The 20793-nt window shown below is 74.0% G+C and carries 19 protein-coding genes and 1 riboswitch; of the genes, 7 read left to right on the top strand and 12 right to left on the bottom strand.

What is annotated here, in order from left to right:
• Positions 1-743 precede the first annotated feature (743 nt).
• Entirely contained in the window at positions 744-1082 is a 339-nt protein-coding gene (locus tag D1781_RS15075; RefSeq protein ID WP_119483022.1) for a hypothetical protein, read from the top strand.
• An 85-nt stretch (positions 1083-1167) separates the two neighbouring features.
• Here D1781_RS15075 and otsB read toward each other — a convergent pair whose 3' ends face one another.
• The 6 genes from otsB to D1781_RS15105 form a co-directional block, all read right to left on the bottom strand.
• Positions 1168-1998 (bottom strand): trehalose-phosphatase, encoded by an 831-nt coding sequence (gene otsB, locus D1781_RS15080; RefSeq protein WP_119483023.1) that lies wholly within the window; start codon positions 1996-1998, stop codon positions 1168-1170.
• Positions 1998-3479, bottom strand: a complete 1482-nt coding sequence (locus D1781_RS15085) for an alpha,alpha-trehalose-phosphate synthase (UDP-forming) (protein ID WP_119483024.1) — start codon at positions 3477-3479, stop codon at positions 1998-2000. Before D1781_RS15085 ends, otsB begins: the two co-directional genes overlap by 1 nt.
• A 12-nt stretch (positions 3480-3491) precedes the next feature.
• Complete coding sequence (locus D1781_RS15090; RefSeq protein ID WP_119483025.1) at positions 3492-4277, bottom strand: fructosamine kinase family protein; 786 nt, start codon at positions 4275-4277, stop codon at positions 3492-3494.
• Positions 4278-4363: 86 nt separating this feature from the next.
• Complete coding sequence (locus D1781_RS15095) at positions 4364-6577, bottom strand: YhgE/Pip domain-containing protein (protein WP_119483026.1); 2214 nt, start codon at positions 6575-6577, stop codon at positions 4364-4366.
• Positions 6574-9387, bottom strand: a complete 2814-nt coding sequence (locus D1781_RS15100) for an MMPL family transporter (protein ID WP_119483027.1) — start codon at positions 9385-9387, stop codon at positions 6574-6576. Before D1781_RS15100 ends, D1781_RS15095 begins: the two co-directional genes overlap by 4 nt.
• A 63-nt stretch (positions 9388-9450) precedes the next feature.
• The gene (locus D1781_RS15105; RefSeq protein WP_233551388.1) at positions 9451-10029 is read right to left on the bottom strand and encodes a TetR/AcrR family transcriptional regulator; all 579 of its coding nucleotides are present in this window, start codon (positions 10027-10029) and stop codon (positions 9451-9453) included.
• 108 nt (positions 10030-10137) lie between these two features.
• On the opposite strand from D1781_RS15105, the gene D1781_RS15110 reads away from it, so the two are divergent.
• Positions 10138-10398 (top strand): hypothetical protein, encoded by a 261-nt coding sequence (locus tag D1781_RS15110; RefSeq protein ID WP_119483028.1) that lies wholly within the window; start codon positions 10138-10140, stop codon positions 10396-10398.
• Between the two features lie 71 nt (positions 10399-10469).
• Here D1781_RS15110 and D1781_RS15115 read toward each other — a convergent pair whose 3' ends face one another.
• Positions 10470-11381 carry a DUF559 domain-containing protein gene (locus D1781_RS15115; protein ID WP_119483029.1) on the bottom strand — a complete coding sequence of 304 codons (912 nt, stop codon included), beginning with the start codon at positions 11379-11381 and terminating at the stop codon, positions 10470-10472.
• 147 nt (positions 11382-11528) lie between these two features.
• Positions 11529-12734, bottom strand: coding sequence for a mechanosensitive ion channel family protein (locus tag D1781_RS15120; RefSeq protein WP_233551390.1), 1206 nt, complete (start codon positions 12732-12734; stop codon positions 11529-11531).
• A 110-nt stretch (positions 12735-12844) separates the two neighbouring features.
• Between D1781_RS15120 and D1781_RS15125 the strand changes: the two genes are divergently transcribed.
• The 3 genes from D1781_RS15125 to D1781_RS15135 all read left to right on the top strand — a co-directional run bounded on the left by D1781_RS15125 (position 12845) and on the right by D1781_RS15135 (position 15560).
• Positions 12845-14632, top strand: coding sequence for a glycoside hydrolase family 15 protein (locus D1781_RS15125; protein ID WP_119483030.1), 1788 nt, complete (start codon positions 12845-12847; stop codon positions 14630-14632).
• Between the two features lie 122 nt (positions 14633-14754).
• Entirely contained in the window at positions 14755-15210 is a 456-nt protein-coding gene (locus D1781_RS15130) for an SRPBCC family protein (protein WP_119483031.1), read from the top strand.
• Positions 15211-15344: 134 nt separating this feature from the next.
• On the top strand, positions 15345-15560 hold the full coding sequence (locus tag D1781_RS15135) for a hypothetical protein (RefSeq protein WP_119483032.1): 216 nt from the start codon (positions 15345-15347) through the stop codon (positions 15558-15560).
• Here the strand turns inward: D1781_RS15135 and D1781_RS15140 are convergent.
• A complete protein-coding gene (locus D1781_RS15140; protein WP_119483033.1) occupies positions 15557-17230 on the bottom strand; it encodes an amidase in 1674 nt (557 codons plus the stop codon). The genes D1781_RS15135 and D1781_RS15140 overlap by 4 nt on opposite strands.
• A gap of 26 nt (positions 17231-17256) precedes the next feature.
• A riboswitch (Fluoride riboswitch) is annotated at positions 17257-17328 on the top strand.
• A 21-nt stretch (positions 17329-17349) separates the two neighbouring features.
• On the opposite strand from D1781_RS15140, the gene D1781_RS15145 reads away from it, so the two are divergent.
• A complete protein-coding gene (locus D1781_RS15145; RefSeq protein ID WP_119483034.1) occupies positions 17350-17757 on the top strand; it encodes a fluoride efflux transporter FluC in 408 nt (135 codons plus the stop codon).
• Entirely contained in the window at positions 17754-18131 is a 378-nt protein-coding gene (locus tag D1781_RS15150; protein ID WP_119483035.1) for a fluoride efflux transporter FluC, read from the top strand. The genes D1781_RS15145 and D1781_RS15150 overlap by 4 nt, the downstream gene beginning before the upstream one ends.
• A gap of 46 nt (positions 18132-18177) precedes the next feature.
• Here the strand turns inward: D1781_RS15150 and sufU are convergent, their stop codons facing one another.
• From sufU to D1781_RS18000, 3 genes are read right to left on the bottom strand one after another with little or no spacing between them, the layout of a single operon-like run.
• On the bottom strand, positions 18178-18612 hold the full coding sequence (gene sufU, locus D1781_RS15155; RefSeq protein ID WP_119483036.1) for a Fe-S cluster assembly sulfur transfer protein SufU: 435 nt from the start codon (positions 18610-18612) through the stop codon (positions 18178-18180).
• Positions 18609-19904, bottom strand: coding sequence for an aminotransferase class V-fold PLP-dependent enzyme (locus D1781_RS15160; protein ID WP_233551392.1), 1296 nt, complete (start codon positions 19902-19904; stop codon positions 18609-18611). The genes sufU and D1781_RS15160 overlap by 4 nt, the downstream gene beginning before the upstream one ends.
• Before the next feature lie 41 nt (positions 19905-19945).
• Complete coding sequence (locus D1781_RS18000) at positions 19946-20779, bottom strand: hypothetical protein (protein ID WP_233551393.1); 834 nt, start codon at positions 20777-20779, stop codon at positions 19946-19948.
• Between the last annotated feature and the right edge of the window lie 14 nt (positions 20780-20793).

Below are 20793 nucleotides of genomic sequence, written 5' to 3' on the forward strand. Positions count from 1 at the left end.
CGCAGGTCCGCGTCCGATGCGGTGACCTGCCCCGACGCGGATGCTCCTCCCCAGGGGCCAGGGCTGCGGCTGTCGCGGTCCTGCGCCATCCTCCCCGCCGTGTCCGTCTGGGATCTCGAGCTCGTCGTCGTGCGGGACGGCTCGCACACGAGCGGTGAGCGCGGTGCGATCACGCGCGACGTCGAGCGGGCCGTGCTCGTCCGGCTGCGCCGCGGCGTCTGCGCGCCGCGCGCCGGCTTCGAGATGCTGTCGCCGGAGGAGCGCCATCTCGCGCGGATGCGTGCGGTCGCCGCGTCGACCTCGCATCCGATGGTGTTCTCGCACGCCTCCGCAGCGGTCCTGCACGGCCTCCCGGTGCTCCGCTCGCGGCTCGGCCGCGTGCACACCACCTCGCCCCGCGCGGCCGACCGGGGTCACGACGGCATCGCGGGGCACGTGTTCACCGTCGTCGCGGACGAGGTCGTGCGGATCGGCCCGATCTGGGCGACCTCCCTTCCGCGGACCGTCATCGACCTGGCCGGCGGATCGCCCTTCGGCGAGGGCCTGATGGCGGCGGACGCAGCGCTGCTCCGCGGCGTCCCGAGGGCCGTGCTCGAGCAGGCGGTCGACCTCGCCGGCCCGCGTCAGTCGAGTCGCCGGATCGCGACGGTGATCGCGGTCGCGCACCCGGGCGCCGAGTCCGCGGCGGAGTCGATGAGCCGGTCGAACCTGATCCGCACGGGTTACGAGCCGCCGAGCTGCAGGTGGAGCTCCGGGACGACCGCGGCTTCGTGGCGGTGCTCGACTTCCTGTTCCGCCGGTTCCGGGTGGGCGGCGAGGCGGACGGGCTGCAGAAGTACCTCGACCCCGCGCTGGCGCCGCTCGGCGCCGGCCGGGCGGTCGTGCGCGAGAAGCTCCGCGAGGACCGGGTGCTGCCCCTCGTCGCCGGTCTCGCCCGCTGGGGCTGGCCGGAGGCGACGAACGCGCTCCTGCTGCGGGAGAAGCTCGCCCGCTTCGGCGTGCAGCCCGCCTCGCCGCGAGCCACGATCGCGGACTACGCTGCGGCGGCGCGCGACGCCCGGCCCCGGCTGCGCCGGGCGTGACCGTACTGAGCGCTCCCGTCGCAGTTGCGCGCGAGCGCTCGTGGGCAACTGCGACTGCGGCGCGCAGCTGCGAGAGGACCCGCGATCAGTTCGTGTGCGGGGAGTCCTCGAGCGCGGCCGCGCGGAGGGAGGCGAGGGCGGAGAGCACGCTCGCGACCTGCGCAGGACCCTCCACCCGGTGGTCCGCGGCCGTCGCGCCGTCGCCGCTCTTCAGGCCGAGGTCGTCGGCGGTGAGCGCGACGAACGCGTCCTCGTCCGTCACGTCGTCGCCCGCGTAGAACACGGCGGTGGCGCGGGTGTAGCGGCGCAGGTGCTCGACCGCCTCGCCCTTCGTCGTCGAGCGGACCGAGAACTCGATCACGTTCTTGCCGAGCCGCACCTTCGCCTCCGGCGCCTCCGCCTTCAGCTCGTTGATCGCGACCAGGTGCGCGACCCGGCTGTGCCGCTCGGTCGCCAGCCGGGTGTGGAGCGCGAACCCGGCGGGCTTCGGCTCGATCCAGACGGAGTCGAGCGTGCCCGCGATCTGGTCGAGCACCTGCCCGAGCACGCCCAGCTGCTCCCGCTCGTCCTCGTCGAGCGCGAGCACGTCGTCGGGCTCGTCGAGCCGCAGCTCGATGCCGTGCGAGCCGACGAGGAGCACGCGGTCGTCGAACGACGCGACCTTCTCGAGGTCGTCGAGGGAGCGGCCGGAGACGAGCGCGACGCGCGTGGCGGGCAGCGCGATCAGCCGCTCGACCGCGGCGCGCGCCTCCGGGGTCGCCCGCGCCTTCTCCGGGTCGTCGACCTCCGGGGCCAGGGTGCCGTCGAAGTCGAGCGCGACGAGCAGGCGCGGCGTGCCGGCGAGCGTCGCGAGCGCGTCGCGGAGCCCGCGGCGCAGGCCGCCGCCCGACGTCGCGGGCCGGTCGCCCTGCGCCATCACTCCGCCGCCGCGGCGGCCTTGGCCGACTCGGTCGGCCGGAGCTGGGCGAGCGCGTCGAGGAAGTCCTTCGACCAGCGCTCTACGTCGTGGGTGAGCACCCGGTGCCGGAGCGCGCGCATCCGCGTCCGGCGCTCCTGCCGCGACATGTGGACCGCCGTGAGCATCGCGCGCTTCAGCCCCTCGATGTCGTGCGGGTTCACGAGCAGCGCCTGCTTCAGCTCGTCCGCGGCGCCCGCGAACTCGCTCAGCACGAGCACGCCGTCGTCGTCGGCGCGGGTCGCGACGTACTCCTTCGCCACCAGGTTCATCCCGTCGCGGAGCGCGGTGACGAGCATCACGTCAGCAGCGAGGAACAGCGCGACCATCTCCTCCCGCGGGTAGCCGTGATGGAGGTAGTTGATGGCGGAGTGCGCGATCGTGCCGTACTCGCCGTTGACGCGGCCGACGGTCAGCTCGATCTCGTCCCGCAGGGCCTTGTAGGTCTCGACGCGCTCGCGGCTCGGGCTCGCGATCTGCACGAGCACCGTGTCGTCGACGTCGAGCTTCCCCTCCGCGAGCAGCTCGGCGTAGGCCGCGAACCGGTGCCGGATGCCCTTCGTGTAGTCGAGCCGGTCGACGCCGAGCATGATCGTCGACGGGTTGCCGAGGTCGTGCCGGATCTGCGCCGCCCGGTCGCGGACGTCCTGCCGCTCGACGAGCTCGACGTAGGAGCGCGCGTCGATCGAGATCGGGAAGTGGCGGGCGACCACGGTGCGGGGCTGGTCCGACATCGAGTTCGGCCACCGCCCCTCCCCCGCGGCCGGCAGCTCGACGCGGCCGTGCCCGGTCGGCACGTGGAAGAGGCGACGGACCGCGCGGAGGAAGTTGCCCGCGTCCGCCCGCCGCTGGAAGCCGATGAGGTCGGCCCCGAGCAGCCCCTCCACGATCTCGCGCCGCCATGGCAGCTGCGAGAAGAGGCCGTAGGCGGGGAACGGGATGTGGTTGAAGAACCCGATCACGAGGTCGGGTCGCAGCTCGCGCAGCATCCGCGGGACGAGCTGCAGCTGGTAGTCCTGCACCCACACCGTGCCGGCGTCCGCGGCGATGGCGGCGGCGGCCTCCGCGAACTTCCGGTTCACCTCGACGTAGGCCTCCCAGAAGCGGCGGCTGTACGTCGGCTGCGCGATCACGTCGTGGTAGAGCGGCCAGATCGTGTCGTTCGAGAAGCCCTCGTAGTAGAGCTCGATCTCGCTCGCGGACAGGCGCACGGGCACGAGGTGCAGGCCGCCGGTCTCGAAGGCGTCCTGGTCGTCGTCCGCGGTGCCCGTCCAGCCGATCCAGGCGCCGTCGTTGGCGCGCATCACGGGCTCGAGCGCCGTCACGAGGCCGCCGGGCGAGGTCTTCCAGGAGGGCGATCCGTCGTGGGTCGTGATCCGGTCGACCGGCAGCCGGTTCGCGACGACCACGAAGTCGAAGCGCTCGTCCTCGATGTCCGCCATGGCGGGCCCAGGCTACCCGGCGGCCGCTGATGGCAGGTCGAGCGCGCTCCTCGCGGCCGAGACGAGCGGCGCGGCGTAGGCGGCGCCGTGGCTCGCGGCGTGCACCGCGAGCGGATGCAGCTGGTGCAGCTCGAGCCGGTCGCGCCAGCCGTCGCGCAGCGGGTGCGCCTCGTCGTAGCCGCGGTAGACCTCGCCGAGGAACGGGCAGCCGAACAGCGCGAGCATCGCCAGGTCCGTCTCGCGGTGGCCGCCGGAGGCGGCGGGGTCGATCAGCACCGCGCCCTCCGCGGTCCACTGCACGTTGCCGTTCCAGAGGTCGCCGTGGATGCGGGCGGGCGGCTCGCCGTCGTCGAGGTCGCCGGCGGCGAGGCGGTCGCAGGCCTCCTCCACGAGCCGGAGGTCGGCGCCGCCGATGTGCCCGCGCTCCGCGGCCCGCCGGGCGTACGGCAGCACCCGCTCGGCGCCGTAGAACGCGCCCCAGGTCGGCCAGCCCGCCCGTCGGGTGCTGAGCGGCTGGTTCCCGATGAAGGTCGGGCCGTCCCAGTCGTCGGGCGGCACCCCGAACGCGGCCGCGCCGGCGTCGTGCGTCGCGGCGAGCGCCGCCCCGAAGGCGCGCGCGTGCCGGGCGCTCGGCCGGTCCTGGTCGAGCGCCTCGAGGTCGATGCGACCGGGCTCCACCGCCAGCACGGCGACGACGCGGGCGCCGCCCGCGGCTGCGAGCCAGCGCAGCCCCGCCGCCTCCGCCTCGAAGAACCCGTCGGGGGCGTCCGGTCGGCGCTTCGTGTGGACGCGGGTCACCCGCCGATCGTAGGAACCCCGCCTCCGTGCGACCCGTCCCTCCGTTCCGCAGGCAGGACCTGCCGACGGAACGGAGGGAGGCGGGTTCAGGTGAGGGCGGGCGTCGCGCCGAACAGCGCGGTGGAGGTGCGCCGGCGCGCGACGACCGCGACCGTCAGCACGAACGCGAGCACCGCCCACAGCACGAGGCCGAGCAGCGCGGTCGCGACCGTGCCCGCGGACGCGCCGGTCAGCACCGCCGTCGTCGCGTTCACCGCCTGCGTGAGCGGCAGCAGCGGGCTGATCACCTGGAACGGCTGCGAGACGAGCTCGATCGGGTAGATGCCGCCGACCGCCACGAGCTGGACGCCGAGGAGCACGATCGACAGGACCGTGCCCGCGCTGCCGAACACGGCCTGCAGCAGCTGGTGGATCGCGAGGAACGCGACGCCGGCGACCAGGGCGACGAGGAACAGGACGGGCAGCGCCGACCAGGTGACGCCGAGCGTCGCGGCGAGCAGCACGACGATCAGCACGGCCTGCACGACGGCGACGACGACCCCGCGGAGCAGGGCGCCGCCCACGAGGCGGCCGGTGCCGACGCCGGTCGCGAGGAGCCGGCGGGAGACCGCGCCGAACAGCAGCACCAGCGCGGCCGCGCCGATCCAGAGGCCGACCGGCACGATGAGCGTCGACACGATCTGGCCGGGGCCGGAGAGCGGGTTCTCGCGGGTGGCGGAGGCGTCGACCGGGTTCGCGATGACCTTGCCGGCCCGCTCCTGCTCGGCCTTCGAGAGGTTCGGGACCTGCTTCGCGCCGCTCTGCAGCCCGGAGCCGATCCTGTTCGCGCCCGACGCGAGCTGCCCCGCGCCGTCCGCGCTCTGCCGCACGCCGTCGGTGAGCTGCGCCGCACCGGTCGAGAGCCGGTCGGCGCCCGAACCGAGCTGGTCCGCGCCGGAGGCGAGCTTCCCTGCGCCGGCCGCTGCGGACGAGATGCCGCCCGGCAGCTGCGCGAGGCCGGACGCGAGGCTCGACGTGCCGCTGTCGAGGGCGCCGCCGCCGGAGGCGAGCTGCTTCCCGCCCGCGGTGATCGCCGGGCCCGCCGCGGCGAGCGGCTTCGCGCCCTTCGCGAGCGCGGTGCCGCCCTCGGCGAGCTGCGGGCCCGCGTCGCGCAGCGCCGCGAGGTCCTTGCTGGTCGCGGTCTGCTGCGAGCCGGCAGCGAGGGCGGCCTGCCCGGTCGCGGCGGTGTCGAGCCCCTCGGCGATCTGCGTGAGCGCGGCCCGGCTCTGCGCGGAGATCGTCGGGTCCTGGAGGACGCTGCGGATGCCGTCCGCGGCGCTGCGGCTGCCGTCGGCGAGCTGCGACTGCGCGCCGGCGGCGGTCGCCGAGCCGGAGATGATCGCGCCGAGCGCCTGCGTGGTGCCCGAGGCGTAGGTCGATGCCCCGGTGCCGTAGTCGCGGGCGCCGTTCGCGAACTTCGTGACACCGTCGGCGTACTCCGAGACCTTCCCCGTGTAGGTGGAGACGCCGTCGGTGTACTGGTCCACGCCGGAGGCGAGGCGCTTCGCGCCGTTCGCGGCGCCCTGCGCGCCGGACGCGGCGGTGCCGAGGCCGGTGGCGAGGGAGCTCGCGCCCGAGCCGAGCTGCCGGGCGCCGTTCCCGAGGGAGCTCGCGCCGGTGGTCAGCTGGTCGCCGCCGTCCGCGGCCTTCCCGAGGCCGGAGGAGAGGGAGTCCGCGCCGTCGCCGAGCTTGTTCGCGCCGTCGGCCGCCTGCAGCAGGGAGCTGCGGACGGTCGCGTAGCCGCCGTAGAGGCCCGACACGACGCTGGTCGTGATCTGGCCGCCGACCGTGGACGCGATCGTGTCGCCGACGACGCCGCCGATCTGGCTGACGAGCGTGCCGTGCGCGTCGTCCGTCGTGATGCGGATATCCGCCTGCTTCGGCGAGCTGCCGGAGACCGAGGAGATGGACTTCGAGAACGTCTTCGGGATGGTGACGATCGCGTAGACGTCGCCGTCGGCGAGCATCCGCTTCGCGTCCTTCGCGTTCGTCAACGTCCAGTCGATGGAGGCGCCGGCGTCCGAGGACGCGGGCTTCGTGAGCCCCGTCACGACGAGGCGGCCGGCGGCGACGGTGCTGGTCTTCCCGTCCGCGCCCTTGGTCTGGATGAGCTGGTCCTGGTTCACCAGGGCAGCGGGGATGCGGGCGGTGCCGTTGTCGGCCGCGGCGAGCGCGGCGACGAAGACGCCGAGCACCACCGCGGGCACGATCGCGACGATGAGGAGCCGGGTCAGCGGCGCTCGGAGGATGCGGCCGATCATGCGGAGACCTCCCTGCGGGTCGGGGCGGCGCCGAGCCGAGTGGCGGCGCGGTCGGGCGGCGAGGTGACGACGACGGCGGTGCGTTCGCCGTCGGCGACGAGGTCGAGGAGGGCGCCGAGGCGGTCCAGCGCCTCGGGCCCGAGGTCGCCGGCGTCGACGACGACGGCCACGGCGCCGCCCGCGGCGGCGGCCAGGGCGAGCACCGCGAGGCGCTCCTCCGGCGGCAGCTCGCCGAGCGGGCGCTCGCGGACGACCGCCTCCGGCAGCACCTGCAGCCAGGAACGGACCGAGCCCGAGCGGCGGCGACGCGGCGCGAAGCGGAGCCGCTCCCCCACGAGCGCGGCGGGCGTCGCGTCGGCGGCGGACCCGTCGTCGATCACCGGGGCGGCGACGAGGCGCAGCTCGCGCGCACCGGTCGGCGCGACGGCGCCCGCGACCTGCACGCGACCGGCGGCCGGCTCGAGGTGGCCGGTCAGGGTCGCGACGACGCCGCGTCGGGCGAGCGCGGGCACCGAGATCGCGGTGGTCGTGCCGCGCTCCGCGTGCACGCTGAGCGGCGCGGTCTCGAACGGCGCCGGCGGCACGAGGTCCGTGGAGGAGAGCGCCCAGCGGCGCTCGCCGTCCGCCCACGCGACGTCCTCCGTGTGCTTGACGATCCCCTCGCCCTCGATGTCGACGGTCGGCAGCAGCCGGTCGAGCCACCGCGGCAGGTACCAGGCGGCGCGGCGGAACAGGAACATCACCGCGGGCACGAGCGTCATGCGGATGAGGAAGGCGTCGAACAGGATCCCGACCGCGAGGGTGAAGGCGATCGGCTTGATGGTGCCGGAGCCCTCCGGGATGAAGGACGCGAAGACGAAGATCATGATCAGGGCCGCCGCGGTGACGACGCGCACGCCGCCCGCGAAGCCGCGACGGACCGCCTGGCGGTAGTCGCCGGTGTGCGCCCACGTCTCGCGCATGCCGGACACGATGAAGACCTCGTAGTCCATCGAGAGCCCGAACAGGATCGCGACGCCGAGGATCGGCAGGAAGCTGAGCAGCGGTCCGGGCTCGACGTGGAGCAGGGAGGCGCCCCAGCCCCACTGGAACACGGCGACGGTCGCGCCGATGCTCGCCGCGAGCGACAGCAGGAAGCCGACCGCGGCCTTGAGCGGCACCACCAGCGAGCGGAACACCGCCATCAGCAGCACCACCGACAGCCCGACGACGACCAGCACGAACGGGATCAGCGCGTTGCCGAGCCGGGTCGAGATGTCGATCTGGACCGCCGTCGAACCGGTCACGGAGATCGGCATGTCGTACTGCCGGTCGAGGCTCGCGGAGAGGTCGCGGATGCGGTTCACCAGCGCGATGGTCTTGTCCGAGGTCGGCCCGGAAGCGGGGATCACCTGCATGATCGCGGTGTCGAGCGTCGCGTTCGGGGTCGGCTTGCCGACCGCCTTCACGTCGGGCAGCGCCGCGATCCGGTCGCGCACCCGGTCGAGGTCGTTGATGAAGTCGTTGTTCTGCGTGACGTCGATCAGCAGCACCAGCGGGCCGTTGCGGCCCTCGCCGAAGTACTTCGTCGTGAGGTCGTAGGCGACGCGCGGGCCGGAGCCCGGCGCCTCCGTGCCGTTCGTGGGCAGGCTCAGCTGCATCGACGCGGCCGGGATCGCCAGCACGCCGAGGATCGCGACGACGACGACCAGGAACAGCGCCGGCACCTTCTCGATGAGCGCGCCCCAGCGCGCGCCGACGGTGCGCGGGCGCCCCTCCGCCGCAGCGAGCGCACGCGTGCGGACCCGGGACCCGGCCTTCGGGACGAGGCGGTTCCCGGCGAGGGCCAGCACGGCGGGCAGCAGGGTCGTCGACCCGCAGACGGCGAGGAACACGGCGAAGGCGGCACCGACGCCCATCACGCTGAGGAACGGGATCTGCACGATCAGCAGGCCGACGAGGGCGATGATCACGGTCGTCCCCGCGAACACCACGGCGGTGCCCGCGGTGGCGACCGCCTTCGGCAGCGCGTCCTCGATCGGCACGTCGAGCGCCAGCTGCTCCCGGTAGCGGGAGATGACGAAGAGGCCGTAGTCGATGCCGACCGCGAGCCCGAGCATCAGGGCGAGCGTCAGGCTCGCGCTGGCGACGTCGGTGAAGTTCGCGGCGAACATGAGGCCCGCGACGGAGAGCAGCACGCCGATGATCGCGCTGATGAGCGGCATGCCGGCCGCGAGCAGCGAGCCGAAGGTGACGATCAGCACGACCGCGGCGAACGCGAGCCCGAACACCTCCGTGATGGAGGGGCCGAAGGCGGTGTTCTGGAAGACCTGGCCGGTGAACGCGACCTGCATCCCGGCGTCCTTCCCGATGGAGGCCGTCTTCTGCAGGTCGGCGAGGGTCGCCTTCGTGACGCTGCCCTCTCCCCCGGAGAACTGGATCGACACGATCGCGGCGCGGTGGTCGGCGGAGACCGCGTTCACGGCGTACTCGCTGAACGGGCTCGACACCGTCTCGATGCCGTCGATCTTCTCGATCGCGTCGATCGTGTCCGTGATCGCGCGCTTCGGGTCGCCCTGGTCGACCCGGCTGCCGGCGGGCGCGACCATCACGGCCTGCGCGCTCGCACCGGCGGCCTGCGGGAACACGGCGTCGAGGCGGTCGAGCGCGGTCTGCGACTCCGTGCCCGGGATCGTGAAGCCCTCGCTGAGCTTGCCGCCGAAGCCGAACCCGGCGCCCGCGACGGCCAGGATGATCACGAACCAGGCCGCGAGGACGCGCCACGGATGGGCGTGGCTCAGGCGGCCGAGCCGGAACAGGAACGCGGTCATGGGTGCCGTCCTCGATCAGTGGGTTCGGTGCGACGGCGGTGTCGCGCGGATGGGTGGAACCGGTCAGGCGGGTTGCGCGGCGGGGCCGAGCACGAACTCGCCGAGCACGTCGACGAGTCCGGCGCGGAGCTCGTCGTCCGGCACGTGGGCCGGGGCCCAGCGGTCCGCGGCGACGAGCATGAAGGCGGCGCCGGCCAGGGCGACGCCGAAGCGGAGGACCTCCCGCTCGCCGCCCTGCCCGGGGGCGAGGCGGTCGGCGAGGTCGCGGACGAGGCGGTCCGCCTCGTCGATCACGGCGTGGCCGGCGAGGGCCTGGCCGTGGTTGAAGATGACCGCGATCGCGAGGCGGTGCTCGAGCAGGTAGTCCACGAACCGGACGAGGAACGCGCGCCGGGGCGCGGCGTCGGCGATGCGGGCCATCTCGTCGACCACGCCCGCGAGGTCCTCGACGGCGGGCCGGAGGGCGGCGTCGAGCAGCGCCTCCTTGCTGGCGAAGTGGTAGAGCACGCTCGACTTCGAGAGCCCCGCGTCGGCCGCGATGCGCTGCAGCGAGGCGCCCTCGAAGCCGACGACCGCGAACTGGCGCAGCGCGGACTCGAGAAGCGGCGCGGAGCCGCGCAGCTCCCGAGTCCTGTCCTGCACGATCGGTCAGCGTACTGCACGATCGGTCAGTGCCCGCGTCCCCGTCCGGGGTGTGCTCGGGCGCTTCCCAGTGGCCGCACCGGAGGGGCCCAGTAGGCTCCCGAGGTCATGGGCACCCTGCGCAAGTACCTCATGAACGGGGCGATCATCTCGTCCGTCCTCTCGGGCGTCTCGGCGTACCGCCAGGGTCGCAAGAACCCGACCGACTGGCGCACCTACCTCACCTGGATCGCCTGGGCGCTCACCCTCATCGTCGCTCTCGGCACCGTCCGCAAGGACTCGATCGACCCGTCGGCGCCTCGCGTGGCCGCGGGCCCGAAGCTGAGCAACCCGAAGAAGAAGGCGAAGAAGGACAAGAAGGACAAGTAGTCCCGCTCCCTGCTCGCGAGTTGCCACTTCTTGCGACCTGAGGCTGCGTCGGGGTCGCGAGAAGCGGCAACTCATGCCGTGGGCGGGCGTCTCCGGTCGAGCGTGCGTCGGATCCGGCCGATCGTGTCCTCGGGATGGTCCTTCGCGTCGTCCTCGGTGACCCGGATGATGTGCCAGTCCTCGTCCTGGAGCGCCTCCTTCCGCGTGATGTCCTTTCGGAACCGGTGCTTCTCCCGATGCCCGTCGCCCTCGTACTCGACCCCGACGCGCTCGCGCCGGTAGACGAGGTCGACCTCGGCGATGAACCGGCCGAGCCGGTCGTGGATCCGCACGTTGATCTCGGGCTCCGGCAGGCCGTTCCGCACGAGGAAGAGGCGGAACCGGGTCTCCGCGGCCGAGCGGGACCCGATCCGGAGCCGCCTCGCCGCCGAGGCGAGCTTCGCGTGGAAGTGCCGCGCCGGATCCGAGGCGACCTCGACGAGGTGCTCGAGCATCAGCCGAGCGCGAGGCCTTCCCTTGGCGAGCAGCGCCTCCCCTGCGACGACGAGCTCGTCCTCGCTCAGCAACCAGGCCAGCTGCGCCCACGCCTCCCACGGGTTGGCGAGCGGGAGGTCGGCCCGCACCCACACCAGACCAGGGCGATCGATGACGTGGTGGCCGCGGACCCGCCGATCACGCGGCGCGCGCAGCGGCTTGCGGACGGACACGTGCAGCACGACCTCCCGCTCGAGACGCAGCGGCAGCCACATGCCGTGCAGGAGGGCGGCGGTCGCATGGCTGAAGAACTCGCCCTCCGCCATCTTCGGCAGGTAGGCGCGCGCGAGGTCCGCGATCGACGCGGGTGCCGCGGGCGCCCGGACGCCGGAGAACGGCGAGGAGAGGTCCTTCGCTCGAAGACGTGATGGCGACACCCCCTCCCGCCTGGCGGTCTCGACGGAGAACGGGGCGTGTCGGAGGTGCTGGGGCAGCGGCTCGGCGGTCACCCCTCCACACTGGAACAGCGGCGGTCCGGAGGCCTCCCTCCCCTGTCCGAGCGACCTGGGGAGGGAGGGAACCCGCCCGGGTCTTGCCGCTTCTCGCGACCACGAGCGGGTCGCAGGTCGCAAGAAGCGGCAACTCGCGAGCCAGGGTCAGCGGGGGCGCTGGACCTGGACCGGGCCCGTGAAGTCCTTGCCGCGCGCGTCGCCCTCCTTCGAGCCGCCGAACAGCTCGCGGTCGCCGCGCTCGCCGGTCCGGATGCGGCGCTCGCGGCCGGCGTCGCCCGTCGGCTCCGTCATCAGCACGCGGGTGCGCGGCAGGGCGGCCGGCTGCTCCTCGTGCAGCCACCGGATCAGCTCCTCGCGCACGAAGCAGCGCAGGTCGAAGAGGGTGCCGGCGTCGACCGCGCTGACGAGCACCCGCACGTGGATCGTGCCGCCGACCGCGTCGGTCACCTGCAGCACGGCGACCCGGCCGTCCCAGAGCTTCGTCCGGGCGAGCACGCGGTGCAGCTCGTCCCGCATCGCCTGCACGTCGACCTGCCAGTCGAGGTCGAAGTCGACCGACTGCATGAGCTGGGAGGAGGTCCGCGTCCAGTTCTCGAACGGCGTCGTCGTGAAGTAGGTGGAGGGCAGCACGAGCCGCCGGTCGTCCCACACGTGGAGCACGACGTAGGTGAGCGTGATCTCCTCGATCCGCCCCCATGTGCTGTTCGCGACCACCACGTCGTCCACGCGGATCGCTCCGGAGAACGCGAGCTGCATGCCGGCGATCACGTTGCCGAGGGTCGACTGCGCGGCCAGGCCGCCGATGATCGAGACGACGCCCGCCGAGGCGAGCAGCGAGGTGCCCGCGGCGCGCGCCTCCGGGAACAGCAGCAGCGACGACGCGAACGCGACGATCACGATGACGACGTAGACGACCCGGCGGATGATCAGGACCTGCGTCCGGACCCGACGCGCGACCCGGTTGTCCGCCACGTCCGTGCGGTACCGGGCCAGCACGAGGTCGACGACCAGCGACACGAGCGCGCCGACGAACCAGGCCGCGAGCGCGATCACCAGAATGTTGAACAGCAGGTTGACGACGTGGTCGACGTCCTCCTGCCCCACCGGCAGCCCGCGGAGCGCGAAGGCGACCGCGATCCAGACGCCGACGGCCATGAGCAGCCAGCGGAAGGGCCAGCGGAGGCGGTGGACGGCGCGCTCCGGCCAGCCCCGGCGTCGCGCGACGAGGCGGAAGATCCACCCGATCAGGGCGGTGACCACGAGGGCGGCGATGACCGCGATCGCGATCGAGACCAGCAGCCGCGACCACACCGTCTGCGTCGCGGCGTACCAGAGCGAGACGATGTCCACGGCTGCTCCCTCCCGCGGCGGGCGCGCTCGCGTCCCGGGCCATGATGCCGGAGGCGGCTCCGCGGGCGCCCACCATGCAACGTGCGGGGTCGCGCGGGCAGGATCGGCGCATGCCACTGCCGATCGAGGACTACGCGATGATCAGCGACTGCCAGTCGGCGGCGCTGATCGGCCGGGACGGCAGCATCGACTGGCTCTGCTTCCCGCGCTACGACTCGGGCAGCATGTTCGGCGCGCTGCTCGGCGACGAGTCGCACGGCTGCTGGCGGCTGGCCCCGGCGGACGAGACCGCGACGTCCACGCGCGCCTACATCGAGAACACCTTCATGCTCGTCACCCGGTGGTCGACGCCGACCGGCGAGGTCGAGGTGACCGACTTCATGCCGCACGGGAACCGCTCGGCCGACATCGTGCGCCGGGTGCGGGGCGTCCGCGGCGCCGTCGACATGCAGCAGCGGGTCGCGGTGCGCTTCGACTACGCCCGTGCCGTGCCGTGGGTGCGCCAGGTGCAGGGCGAGCAGGGGCACGGCATCATCGCGACAGCCGGCCCGGACGCGGTGATCATCCGGGGCCCGCGGCTGCGGGCGCGCGGGGAGCTGCACGAGGGCGTCTTCACGGTGCGGGAGGGCGAGACGGTCGACATCGTCCTCCACTGGTACCCCTCCTACCGCGACGCGCCGCCGCCGCTCGACGTCGACGCCCTCGCCACGACGACGCAGGCGTGGTGGGAGGACTGGACGAGCGGGATCTCGCACCAGGGCCGGTACCACGACCACGTGGTCCGCTCGCTCATCGTGCTGCGGGCCCTCACCCACGAGGACACCGGCGGCATCGCGGCGGCCGCGACCACGAGCCTGCCGGAGCAGTTCGGCGGCGCCCGCAACTGGGACTACCGGTACACGTGGCTGCGCGACGCCTCGCTCACGCTCTCCGTGCTCATCAACCACGGCTACGTGGAGGAGGCGGCGGACTGGCGCGCCTGGCTGCTGCGCGCCATCGCCGGCGACCCGGCGGACGTGCAGATCATGTACGGCCTCGGCGGGGAGCGGGACATCCCCGAGCGCGAGCTGCCGAACTTCCCCGGCTACCAGGGCGCCTCCCCCGTGCGCATCGGCAACGGCGCGGTCGACCAGTACCAGGCGGACGTCATCGGCGAGGTCATGGTCGCGCTGCAGGAGGCGCGTGAGCACGCCGTGCCCGACCAGCGCCACGCCTGGCCGGTGCAGCGCGCCCTCATGGAGTTCACGGAGGCGAACTGGCGCCGCAAGGACAGCGGCATCTGGGAGATGCGCGGCGCCGAGCGCTTCTTCACCCACTCCCGCGTCATGGTGTGGGCCGCGTTCGACCGCGCGATCAAGGCGCACGAGCGCTTCGGCCTCGACGGGCCGGTCGAGCGATGGCAGGAGCTGCGCAGCCGGATCGAGGAGGAGATCGAGGAGCAGGGCTTCGACGCCGAGCGGAACACGTACGTGCAGTCCTACGGCTCCACGGAGGTGGACGCGTCGCTGCTGATCCTGCCGCAGGTCGGGTACGTCAAGGCGACGGATCCGCGCATGCTCGGCACCATCGCGGCGATCGAGCAGGACCTGATGCCCGACGGCCTCGTGCTGCGGTACCGCACGCAGCACAGCGACGACGGGCTGGCGCCCGGGGAGAACCCGTTCCTCGCCTGCAGCTTCTGGCTCGTCGAGCAGTACGCGGTGAGCGGGCGCCACGACGACGCGGTCGCCCTGATGGACCGGCTCGTCGGGCTCGCGAACGACGTCGGCCTCCTGTCGGAGGAGTACGACGTCGAGCACGGCAGGCAGGCCGGGAACACCCCGCAGGCCCTCACGCACCTCGCGCTCGTGCGCGCGGCGGACGCCATCGAGTCGGGTCGGGACATGCGCGCCCGCTGAGCCCCCGTCGCCTGGACGCGCCGAGCGCGACGTCCAGGTACCTCACCGAGAGCGTCCAGACGGCATCCATAGCGTCGATGTCACGCGTGCGAATCCGCGTGTGACGTGAAAGGAGCGCTCCCATGGCGCAGGTCATCGAGACCATCGACGTCGACGTCCCCGTCGACAAGGCGTACAACCAGTGGACCCAGTTCGAGTCCTTCCCGCAGTTCCTGAGCTTCGTGGAGTCGATCCGCCAGACGGACGACACGCACAACCACTGGACGGTGAAGATCGGCGGCGTCGAGCGCGAGTTCGACGCGGAGATCACCGAGCAGCACCCCGACGAGCGCGTCGCCTGGAAGAGCCTCGACGGCACGACCCACGCGGGCGTCGTCACCTTCCACAAGCTGTCCGACACCTCCTCCCGCGTCGCGGTGCAGATCGACTGGCAGCCGGAGGGCTTCGTCGAGAAGGCCGGCGACCTGCTGAACTTCGACACCCGCAGCGTGAAGAAGGACCTCGAGCACTTCAAGCAGTTCATCGAGAGCACCCCGAGCGAGACCGGCGCCTGGCGCGGCGACGTGCCGCGCGACTGATCGCGCATCGACGACGCCCCGGCCGCCTCCCGGCGCCCGGGGCGTCGTCGTGCCCGGACGGCGACACGCCGCCCCGGGTTCACCGGGCGTTCTCCCGCCCCGCCTACGGTCGGCCCGAGATGAATCCGCACCGCATGGCGAGGAAGGCCGACCGGGAGCTGCTCCAGGCCGCGGCCGCGTTCGAGCAGTCCGTGATCATCGCGCCCGACCGGCCCGCGCCGGCGCTCCCCGCGTTCGTCGGGCTGCTGCGCGCCGCCGGCGGTCTGACCCGCTTCGCGGTCGACGTCGCGTTCGACTGGGACCGCACGGACCCGATCGACCTCGAGCCCCGCATCCTCCGCGCGGCCTAGTCCCCGCCGAGCGGCGGCGTCCTCGGCGGCGCGTGCCGCTCGCTCACGCCGGTCGCCTCCATCGCGGCGGCGAGCGCGAGCAGCCGCGAGTCGTCCCAGGCGCGGCCCGCGATCGTCAGCCCGATCGGCATGCCGATGTCCGCCATCAGCCCCATCGGCACCGTGACGGTGGGGATGCCGAGGTGCCGGATCACGAGGTTGCCGTTCGCGACCCGGGTGCCGTTCCGCCAGGCGAGGTCGGCGGAGACCGGGTCGACGTCCGCGTCCGCGGGGCCGACGTCCGCGACGGCGGGGAACACGACCGCGTCGAGGCCGAGCTCGTCGAGCTGCGCCTCGAAGTCGACCTCCCGGGTCCGCTCGAGCCCGCGCACCCCCTCACCGATCGCGGGGATCCCGGTCAGCGCGGGGACGCCCCGGCGCGCGCGGACGACGTACTCCGCGAGGTCCACGTCCGGCTCCGGGTAGCGGTCGGGCAGCGCGCCCTCGGGGTGCGGGAAGATCCGCGGCCCGTCGACGTCCGCGAGCCGGTGCAGGGCCGGGTCCCCGTTCCAGGCGAGGAAGCCGTCCCACGCCCAGATCGACAGGTCCCAGAGCTCGCGCTCCGCGAACTCCGGCGGCACGAGCCCGCGGTCCACCATGTCCGCCGCGCCGGGCCGGTCGCGCTCGTAGCGCGAGACGACGGGCAGGTCGATCTCGACGACGGTCGCCCCCTGCGCCTCCAGCCGCTCGCGGGTGATCCGCCAGCGCTCGAGGACGGAGGCCCGCGTCTCGATCGGGTGCGGCGCCTCCCGGTCCTCGCCGATGTACATGCGGGGCACGCCGAGGCGCACGCCCGCGAGGGACGCGCCCTCGGCGAGCGCCGGGTAGGAGGCGGGCCGGACCGCGTCGACGGCGGGGATCGGGACCCAGGGCTGGAGGCGCCAGAAGTCGCCCGTCGGGTCGGGGTCGGGCGCGACGATCACGTCGAGCACCGCGAGCAGGTCGGCGACCGATCGCGTGTGCGGCACGACGACGTCCATCGTCGGCACGAGCGGCCAGTTGCCGCGGACCGAGATCACGCCGCGGGACGGCGTGTACGCGACCAGGCCGTTGTTCGAGGCGGGCGCCCTCCCGGACGACCAGGTCTCCTCCCCCAGGCCGAACGCGGCGAAGCTCGCCGCCGTCGCGGTGCCGGAGCCGTTGGAGGAGCCGGAGGCGAACGCGGCCGTCAGGAAGTCGGCGTTGTACGGGCTCTCGGCGCGGCCGTAGACGCCGCGCTGCATCCCGCCGTTCGCCATCGGGGGCATGTTCGTGAGGCCGAGGCAGATCGCGCCGGCCGTGCGCAGGCGGGCGATCGTGAACGCGTCGCGCTGCGCGACGAGGTGCTCGAACGCGGGCGACCCGGCGGCGACCGTGAGCCCGCGGACCGCGTAGCTGTCCTTCGCCGTGTAGGGGATGCCGTCGAGCGGGCCGAGCGACGCCCCTGCGACGCGGCGGGCGTCGGAGGCGCGGGCCTCGGCGAGCGCGTCGGGGTTCGGCACGGGCACGGCGTTCAGCCGGATGCCGGCCGAGTCGTACGCCGCGATGCGCTCCAGGTGCGCGGCGACCAGCTGCTCGGCCGTCACCGCGCCGCGGTCGAGCGCGTCGCGCAGGTCGGCGATCGACGCCTCCGCCACCTCGAACCGGGTCACGGGCCGATCCTGCCAGCCGCGCTATCGTCGGCGACGGCGATGGAGCTCGCCTCGGCCTCGGCCGGAACCGCGGAGACGCTGATGGCCCCTGCCGTCCCTCGCCGACGACCGGAGCCCGCATGACCGACCCGCCCCCGCTGCACCTGCGCCCGGCGCTGCTCGGCGTGGTGCTGGCCGGCGGCGCCGTCGGCACGGCCGCGCGGGAGGCGCTCTCGCTCGCGATCCCGGACGTCGGCGACCTACCGCTCGCGATCCTCGTCATCAACGTCGCCGGCGCGTTCGTGCTCGGCGTGCTGCTCGAGGCGCTGCAGCGCCGCGGCGCCGACGAGGGCCGGCGACGGACGCTGCGCCTCGGTCTCGGCACCGGGTTCTGCGGCGGGTTCACCACGTACAGCACGCTCGCCGTCGGCGTCGGCGAGCTGCTCCGCAGCGGCTCGGCGGGCATCGGGGTCGCCTACGGCGTCGGCTCGGTGGTCCTCGGCGCGGTCGCGGCCTGGTTCGGCATCCTCGTGGGGAGCCGGCGATGACCCCGGGCCTGTTCGTCCTGCTGTCCGTCGCGGGCGGTGCGGGCGCGGCGCTCCGCTTCGTCGTGGACGGCGTCGCCCGCGGCCTGCTGGGTGCGCGGCTGCCGTGGGGCACCGCCGCGATCAACGTCTCGGGCTCGTTCCTGCTCGGCGTCCTCACGGGCCTCGCCACCCGCGGGATGCCGGAGGCGGTGCTCGGCGTGCTCGGCACCGGGCTCCTCGGCGGGTACACGACGTTCAGCACGGCGAGCGTCGAGACCGTGCGCCTCCTGCAGCAGCGCCGCGTCGGCGCCTCGCTCGGCTACGGCGTCGGCGTGCTGGTGCTCGCCGTGGCGGCGGCGCTCCTCGGCCTCGCGGTCTCCTCCTCGACCCGGTGAAGCGCCGCGGACGCGGCCGGATCCCCGGATGTGGGAAGAAACGGGGTCAGAGGGCGCGGAGGGCGTCCTCCGCCGCGACCCACGCGAGCATCGCGCACTTCACCCGCGCGGTGTAGCGGGAGACGCCGCCGAGCACGACGGCATCCCCGAGCAGCTCCTCGTCGGGCTCGATCCGACCCTTCGAGCGCATCGCCGTGCGGAACGCCTCGATCCGCTCCTGCAGCTCCGGGCCCGTCAGCCCGGGCGCGAGGTCCGCGAGGATCGACGCGGACGACTGCGAGATCGCGCAGCCGTCGCCCTCCCAGCGGATCCGGTCGATCCGTCCGTCGGCGACGTGCAGCTGGAGGGTGACCTCGTCGCCGCAGGTCGGGTTGATCTGGTGCGACGACGCGGCGGCGCCCTCCTCCAGCCCCTTCGCGTGCGGGTGCCGCGCGAGGTCGAGGATGACCTCCTGGTAGAGCCCGCCGAGCCCGGTGCTCATGCGCGCACCCCGAAGAAGTCGACGGCGTCGCGGACGCCCTCGAGCAGCAGCTCGACCTCGTGCCGCGTCGTGTGCAGCGCGGTGCTCGCCCGCGTCGATGCGGTGACGCCGAGGCGCCGGTGCAGCGGCTGGGCGCAGTGGTGGCCGACGCGCACCGCGATGCCGCGGTCGTCGAGGAACTGGCCGACGTCGTGGGCGTGCACGCCCTCGACCGCGAAGCTCGCGAGCCCGATGCGGGGCTCCCCCGGGCCGGGGCCGAGCAGGCGGACCCCGTCGACGTCCGCGATCCCCGCCGCGAGCAGGGCGCCGAGCTCCGCCTCGTGGGCGGCGACCCGCGCCATGCCCACCCCGTCGAGGTAGCGGGCCGCCGCGGCGAGGCCGATCGCCTGCGCGACGGGCTGCGTGCCCGCCTCGAACCGCTGCGGCGCCGGGAGGTACTCGGCGCGCTCCATCGTCACCGTCGTGATCATCGACCCGCCGGTGAGGAAGGGCGGCAGCGCGTTCAGCAGCTCGCGGCGGCCGTAGAGCCCGCCGATGCCGGTCGGCCCCAGCATCTTGTGGCCGGAGAACGCGGCGAAGTCGACGTCCAGCGCCTTCACGTCGACCGGCAGGTGCGGCACCGACTGGCAGGCGTCGAGCACCGTCAGCGCACCGGCGGCCCGCGCGAGGGCGACGAGGTCCGCGACCGGCGCGACCCCGCCGAGCACGTTCGAGACGTGGCTGAAGGCGACGACGCGGGTCGCCGGCCCGATGATGCGCGCCGCCTCGTCGAGCCGGAGCGCACCGGCGTCGTCGATCGGCACGTACCGCAGCGTCGCGCCCGTGCGGGCCGCGAGCTCCTGCCACGGGATGAGGTTCGCGTGGTGCTCGAGCTCGGTGACGACGATCTCGTCGCCCGCGCGGAGCCGGAACCGGTCCGCCTCCGCGCCGCCGCGACCGGTGGAGGCGTTGCCGATGGCGTAGGCGACCGTGTTCAGCGCCGCCGTCGCGTTGCCCGTCCAGACGAGCTCGTCCTCGTCGGCGCCGATGAAGCCCGCGACCGTCGCGCGCGCGTCCTCGAACCGCTCCGTCGCCTCGGCGGCGAGCGTGTGCGCGCCGCGGTGCACGGCGGCGTTCTCCCGCTCGAGGTACGCGCGTTCGGCGTCGAGCACCTGCCGGGGCTTCTGGCTCGTGGCGCCCGAGTCGAGGTAGACGAGGCGCTCGGTCTCGAGGATCGGGAAGTCCGCGCGGAGCGCCAGCACCTCGTCGTCGGACAGGGACTGCTCGGCTCGCACGCCCTGAGTGAGGGTCACGAGTCCAGCGTAAGGACGTCGGGAGCGCGCGGTGCGCGAGGTCAGGCGCAGAGCCCGGCGGAGCTCCGCGCGACGATGAGCGACGTGCTCGCGGTCGCCGTCCGGCCGACGGCGTCGGTGAGCACGATGGACGCGGTGTAGGCGCCGGGCGCGAAGCGGCCCCTGACCGTGCCCGACCACGGGACCGAGAAGAGCATCCGCCGGGTCGCGCTCGGCACCCGGACGGTCGCCACCGTCGTTCCGCCGCGGGTGATGGTGACGGTGCCGCGGGTCGGCACGGGCCGCCCGGTCGAGTCGGCGATGCGGGCGGGCTGCACGGTCCGGACGTACGCGGGGAAGGTGTCGGCGGACGGCGTCCATGCCGGCCAGGTCATCGGCACGCCGTTCAGGCGCACCACCTGCCATGCGATCCGCCGCTGCGTCGGCGTGATCACGCCGCAGCCGAACCCGCGCAGCTGCACCGCGGAGGCGACGTCGACGACGCCCCGGACCGTCGTGCGGAGCGTCCGGCCGCCGACGCGCAGCACGGCGGTGGCGGAGGCGGCCCCCGCTCGGAGGGCGTCCGTCGGCACGGCGACCTCCTCCTGCCCGGTCGCGCTGCGAACCGGCACGCTCGCGGACGTGCGGCCGACCGCGAGGGTCACCCGGCCGGTGAACGGCGCCGCGTAGCCGTCCGCGTCGACCGCCGCGACCTGCAGCCGGACAGGGTTCGTCGACAGCGGGTCGGACAGCTGCAGGAACACGCGCGCGGGCGCCGCCTCCGCCTCCGATGCCGAGACGGCGAAGGCCGTGGCGGCCGCGCCGGCGACGAGGACGGCGAGCACGGTCCGGAGGGGACGTCGTCGGAGGGCGGCCCGGGGCGTCGCATCGCGCATGCCTCGATCGTGCG

It is taken from the genome of Amnibacterium setariae, from assembly GCF_003581425.1.
GTDB classification, from domain to species: domain Bacteria; phylum Actinomycetota; class Actinomycetes; order Actinomycetales; family Microbacteriaceae; genus Amnibacterium; species Amnibacterium setariae.

Excerpts from the sequence above, each read along its gene's own strand:
- otsB (WP_119483023.1), bottom strand. The coding sequence starts at position 1,998 with ATGGCGCAGGGCGACCGGCCCGCGACGTCGGGCGGCGGCCTGCGCCGC.
- D1781_RS15085 (WP_119483024.1), bottom strand. The coding sequence starts at position 3,479 with ATGGCGGACATCGAGGACGAGCGCTTCGACTTCGTGGTCGTCGCGAAC.
- D1781_RS15095 (WP_119483026.1), bottom strand. The coding sequence starts at position 6,577 with ATGATCGGCCGCATCCTCCGAGCGCCGCTGACCCGGCTCCTCATCGTC.
- D1781_RS15100 (WP_119483027.1), bottom strand. The coding sequence starts at position 9,387 with ATGACCGCGTTCCTGTTCCGGCTCGGCCGCCTGAGCCACGCCCATCCG.
- D1781_RS15110 (WP_119483028.1), top strand. The coding sequence starts at position 10,138 with ATGGGCACCCTGCGCAAGTACCTCATGAACGGGGCGATCATCTCGTCC.
- D1781_RS15125 (WP_119483030.1), top strand. The coding sequence starts at position 12,845 with ATGCCACTGCCGATCGAGGACTACGCGATGATCAGCGACTGCCAGTCG.
- D1781_RS15130 (WP_119483031.1), top strand. The coding sequence starts at position 14,755 with ATGGCGCAGGTCATCGAGACCATCGACGTCGACGTCCCCGTCGACAAG.
- D1781_RS15135 (WP_119483032.1), top strand. The coding sequence starts at position 15,345 with ATGGCGAGGAAGGCCGACCGGGAGCTGCTCCAGGCCGCGGCCGCGTTC.
- D1781_RS15145 (WP_119483034.1), top strand. The coding sequence starts at position 17,350 with ATGACCGACCCGCCCCCGCTGCACCTGCGCCCGGCGCTGCTCGGCGTG.
- D1781_RS15150 (WP_119483035.1), top strand. The coding sequence starts at position 17,754 with ATGACCCCGGGCCTGTTCGTCCTGCTGTCCGTCGCGGGCGGTGCGGGC.
- sufU (WP_119483036.1), bottom strand. The coding sequence starts at position 18,612 with ATGAGCACCGGGCTCGGCGGGCTCTACCAGGAGGTCATCCTCGACCTC.
- D1781_RS18000 (WP_233551393.1), bottom strand. The coding sequence starts at position 20,779 with ATGCGCGATGCGACGCCCCGGGCCGCCCTCCGACGACGTCCCCTCCGG.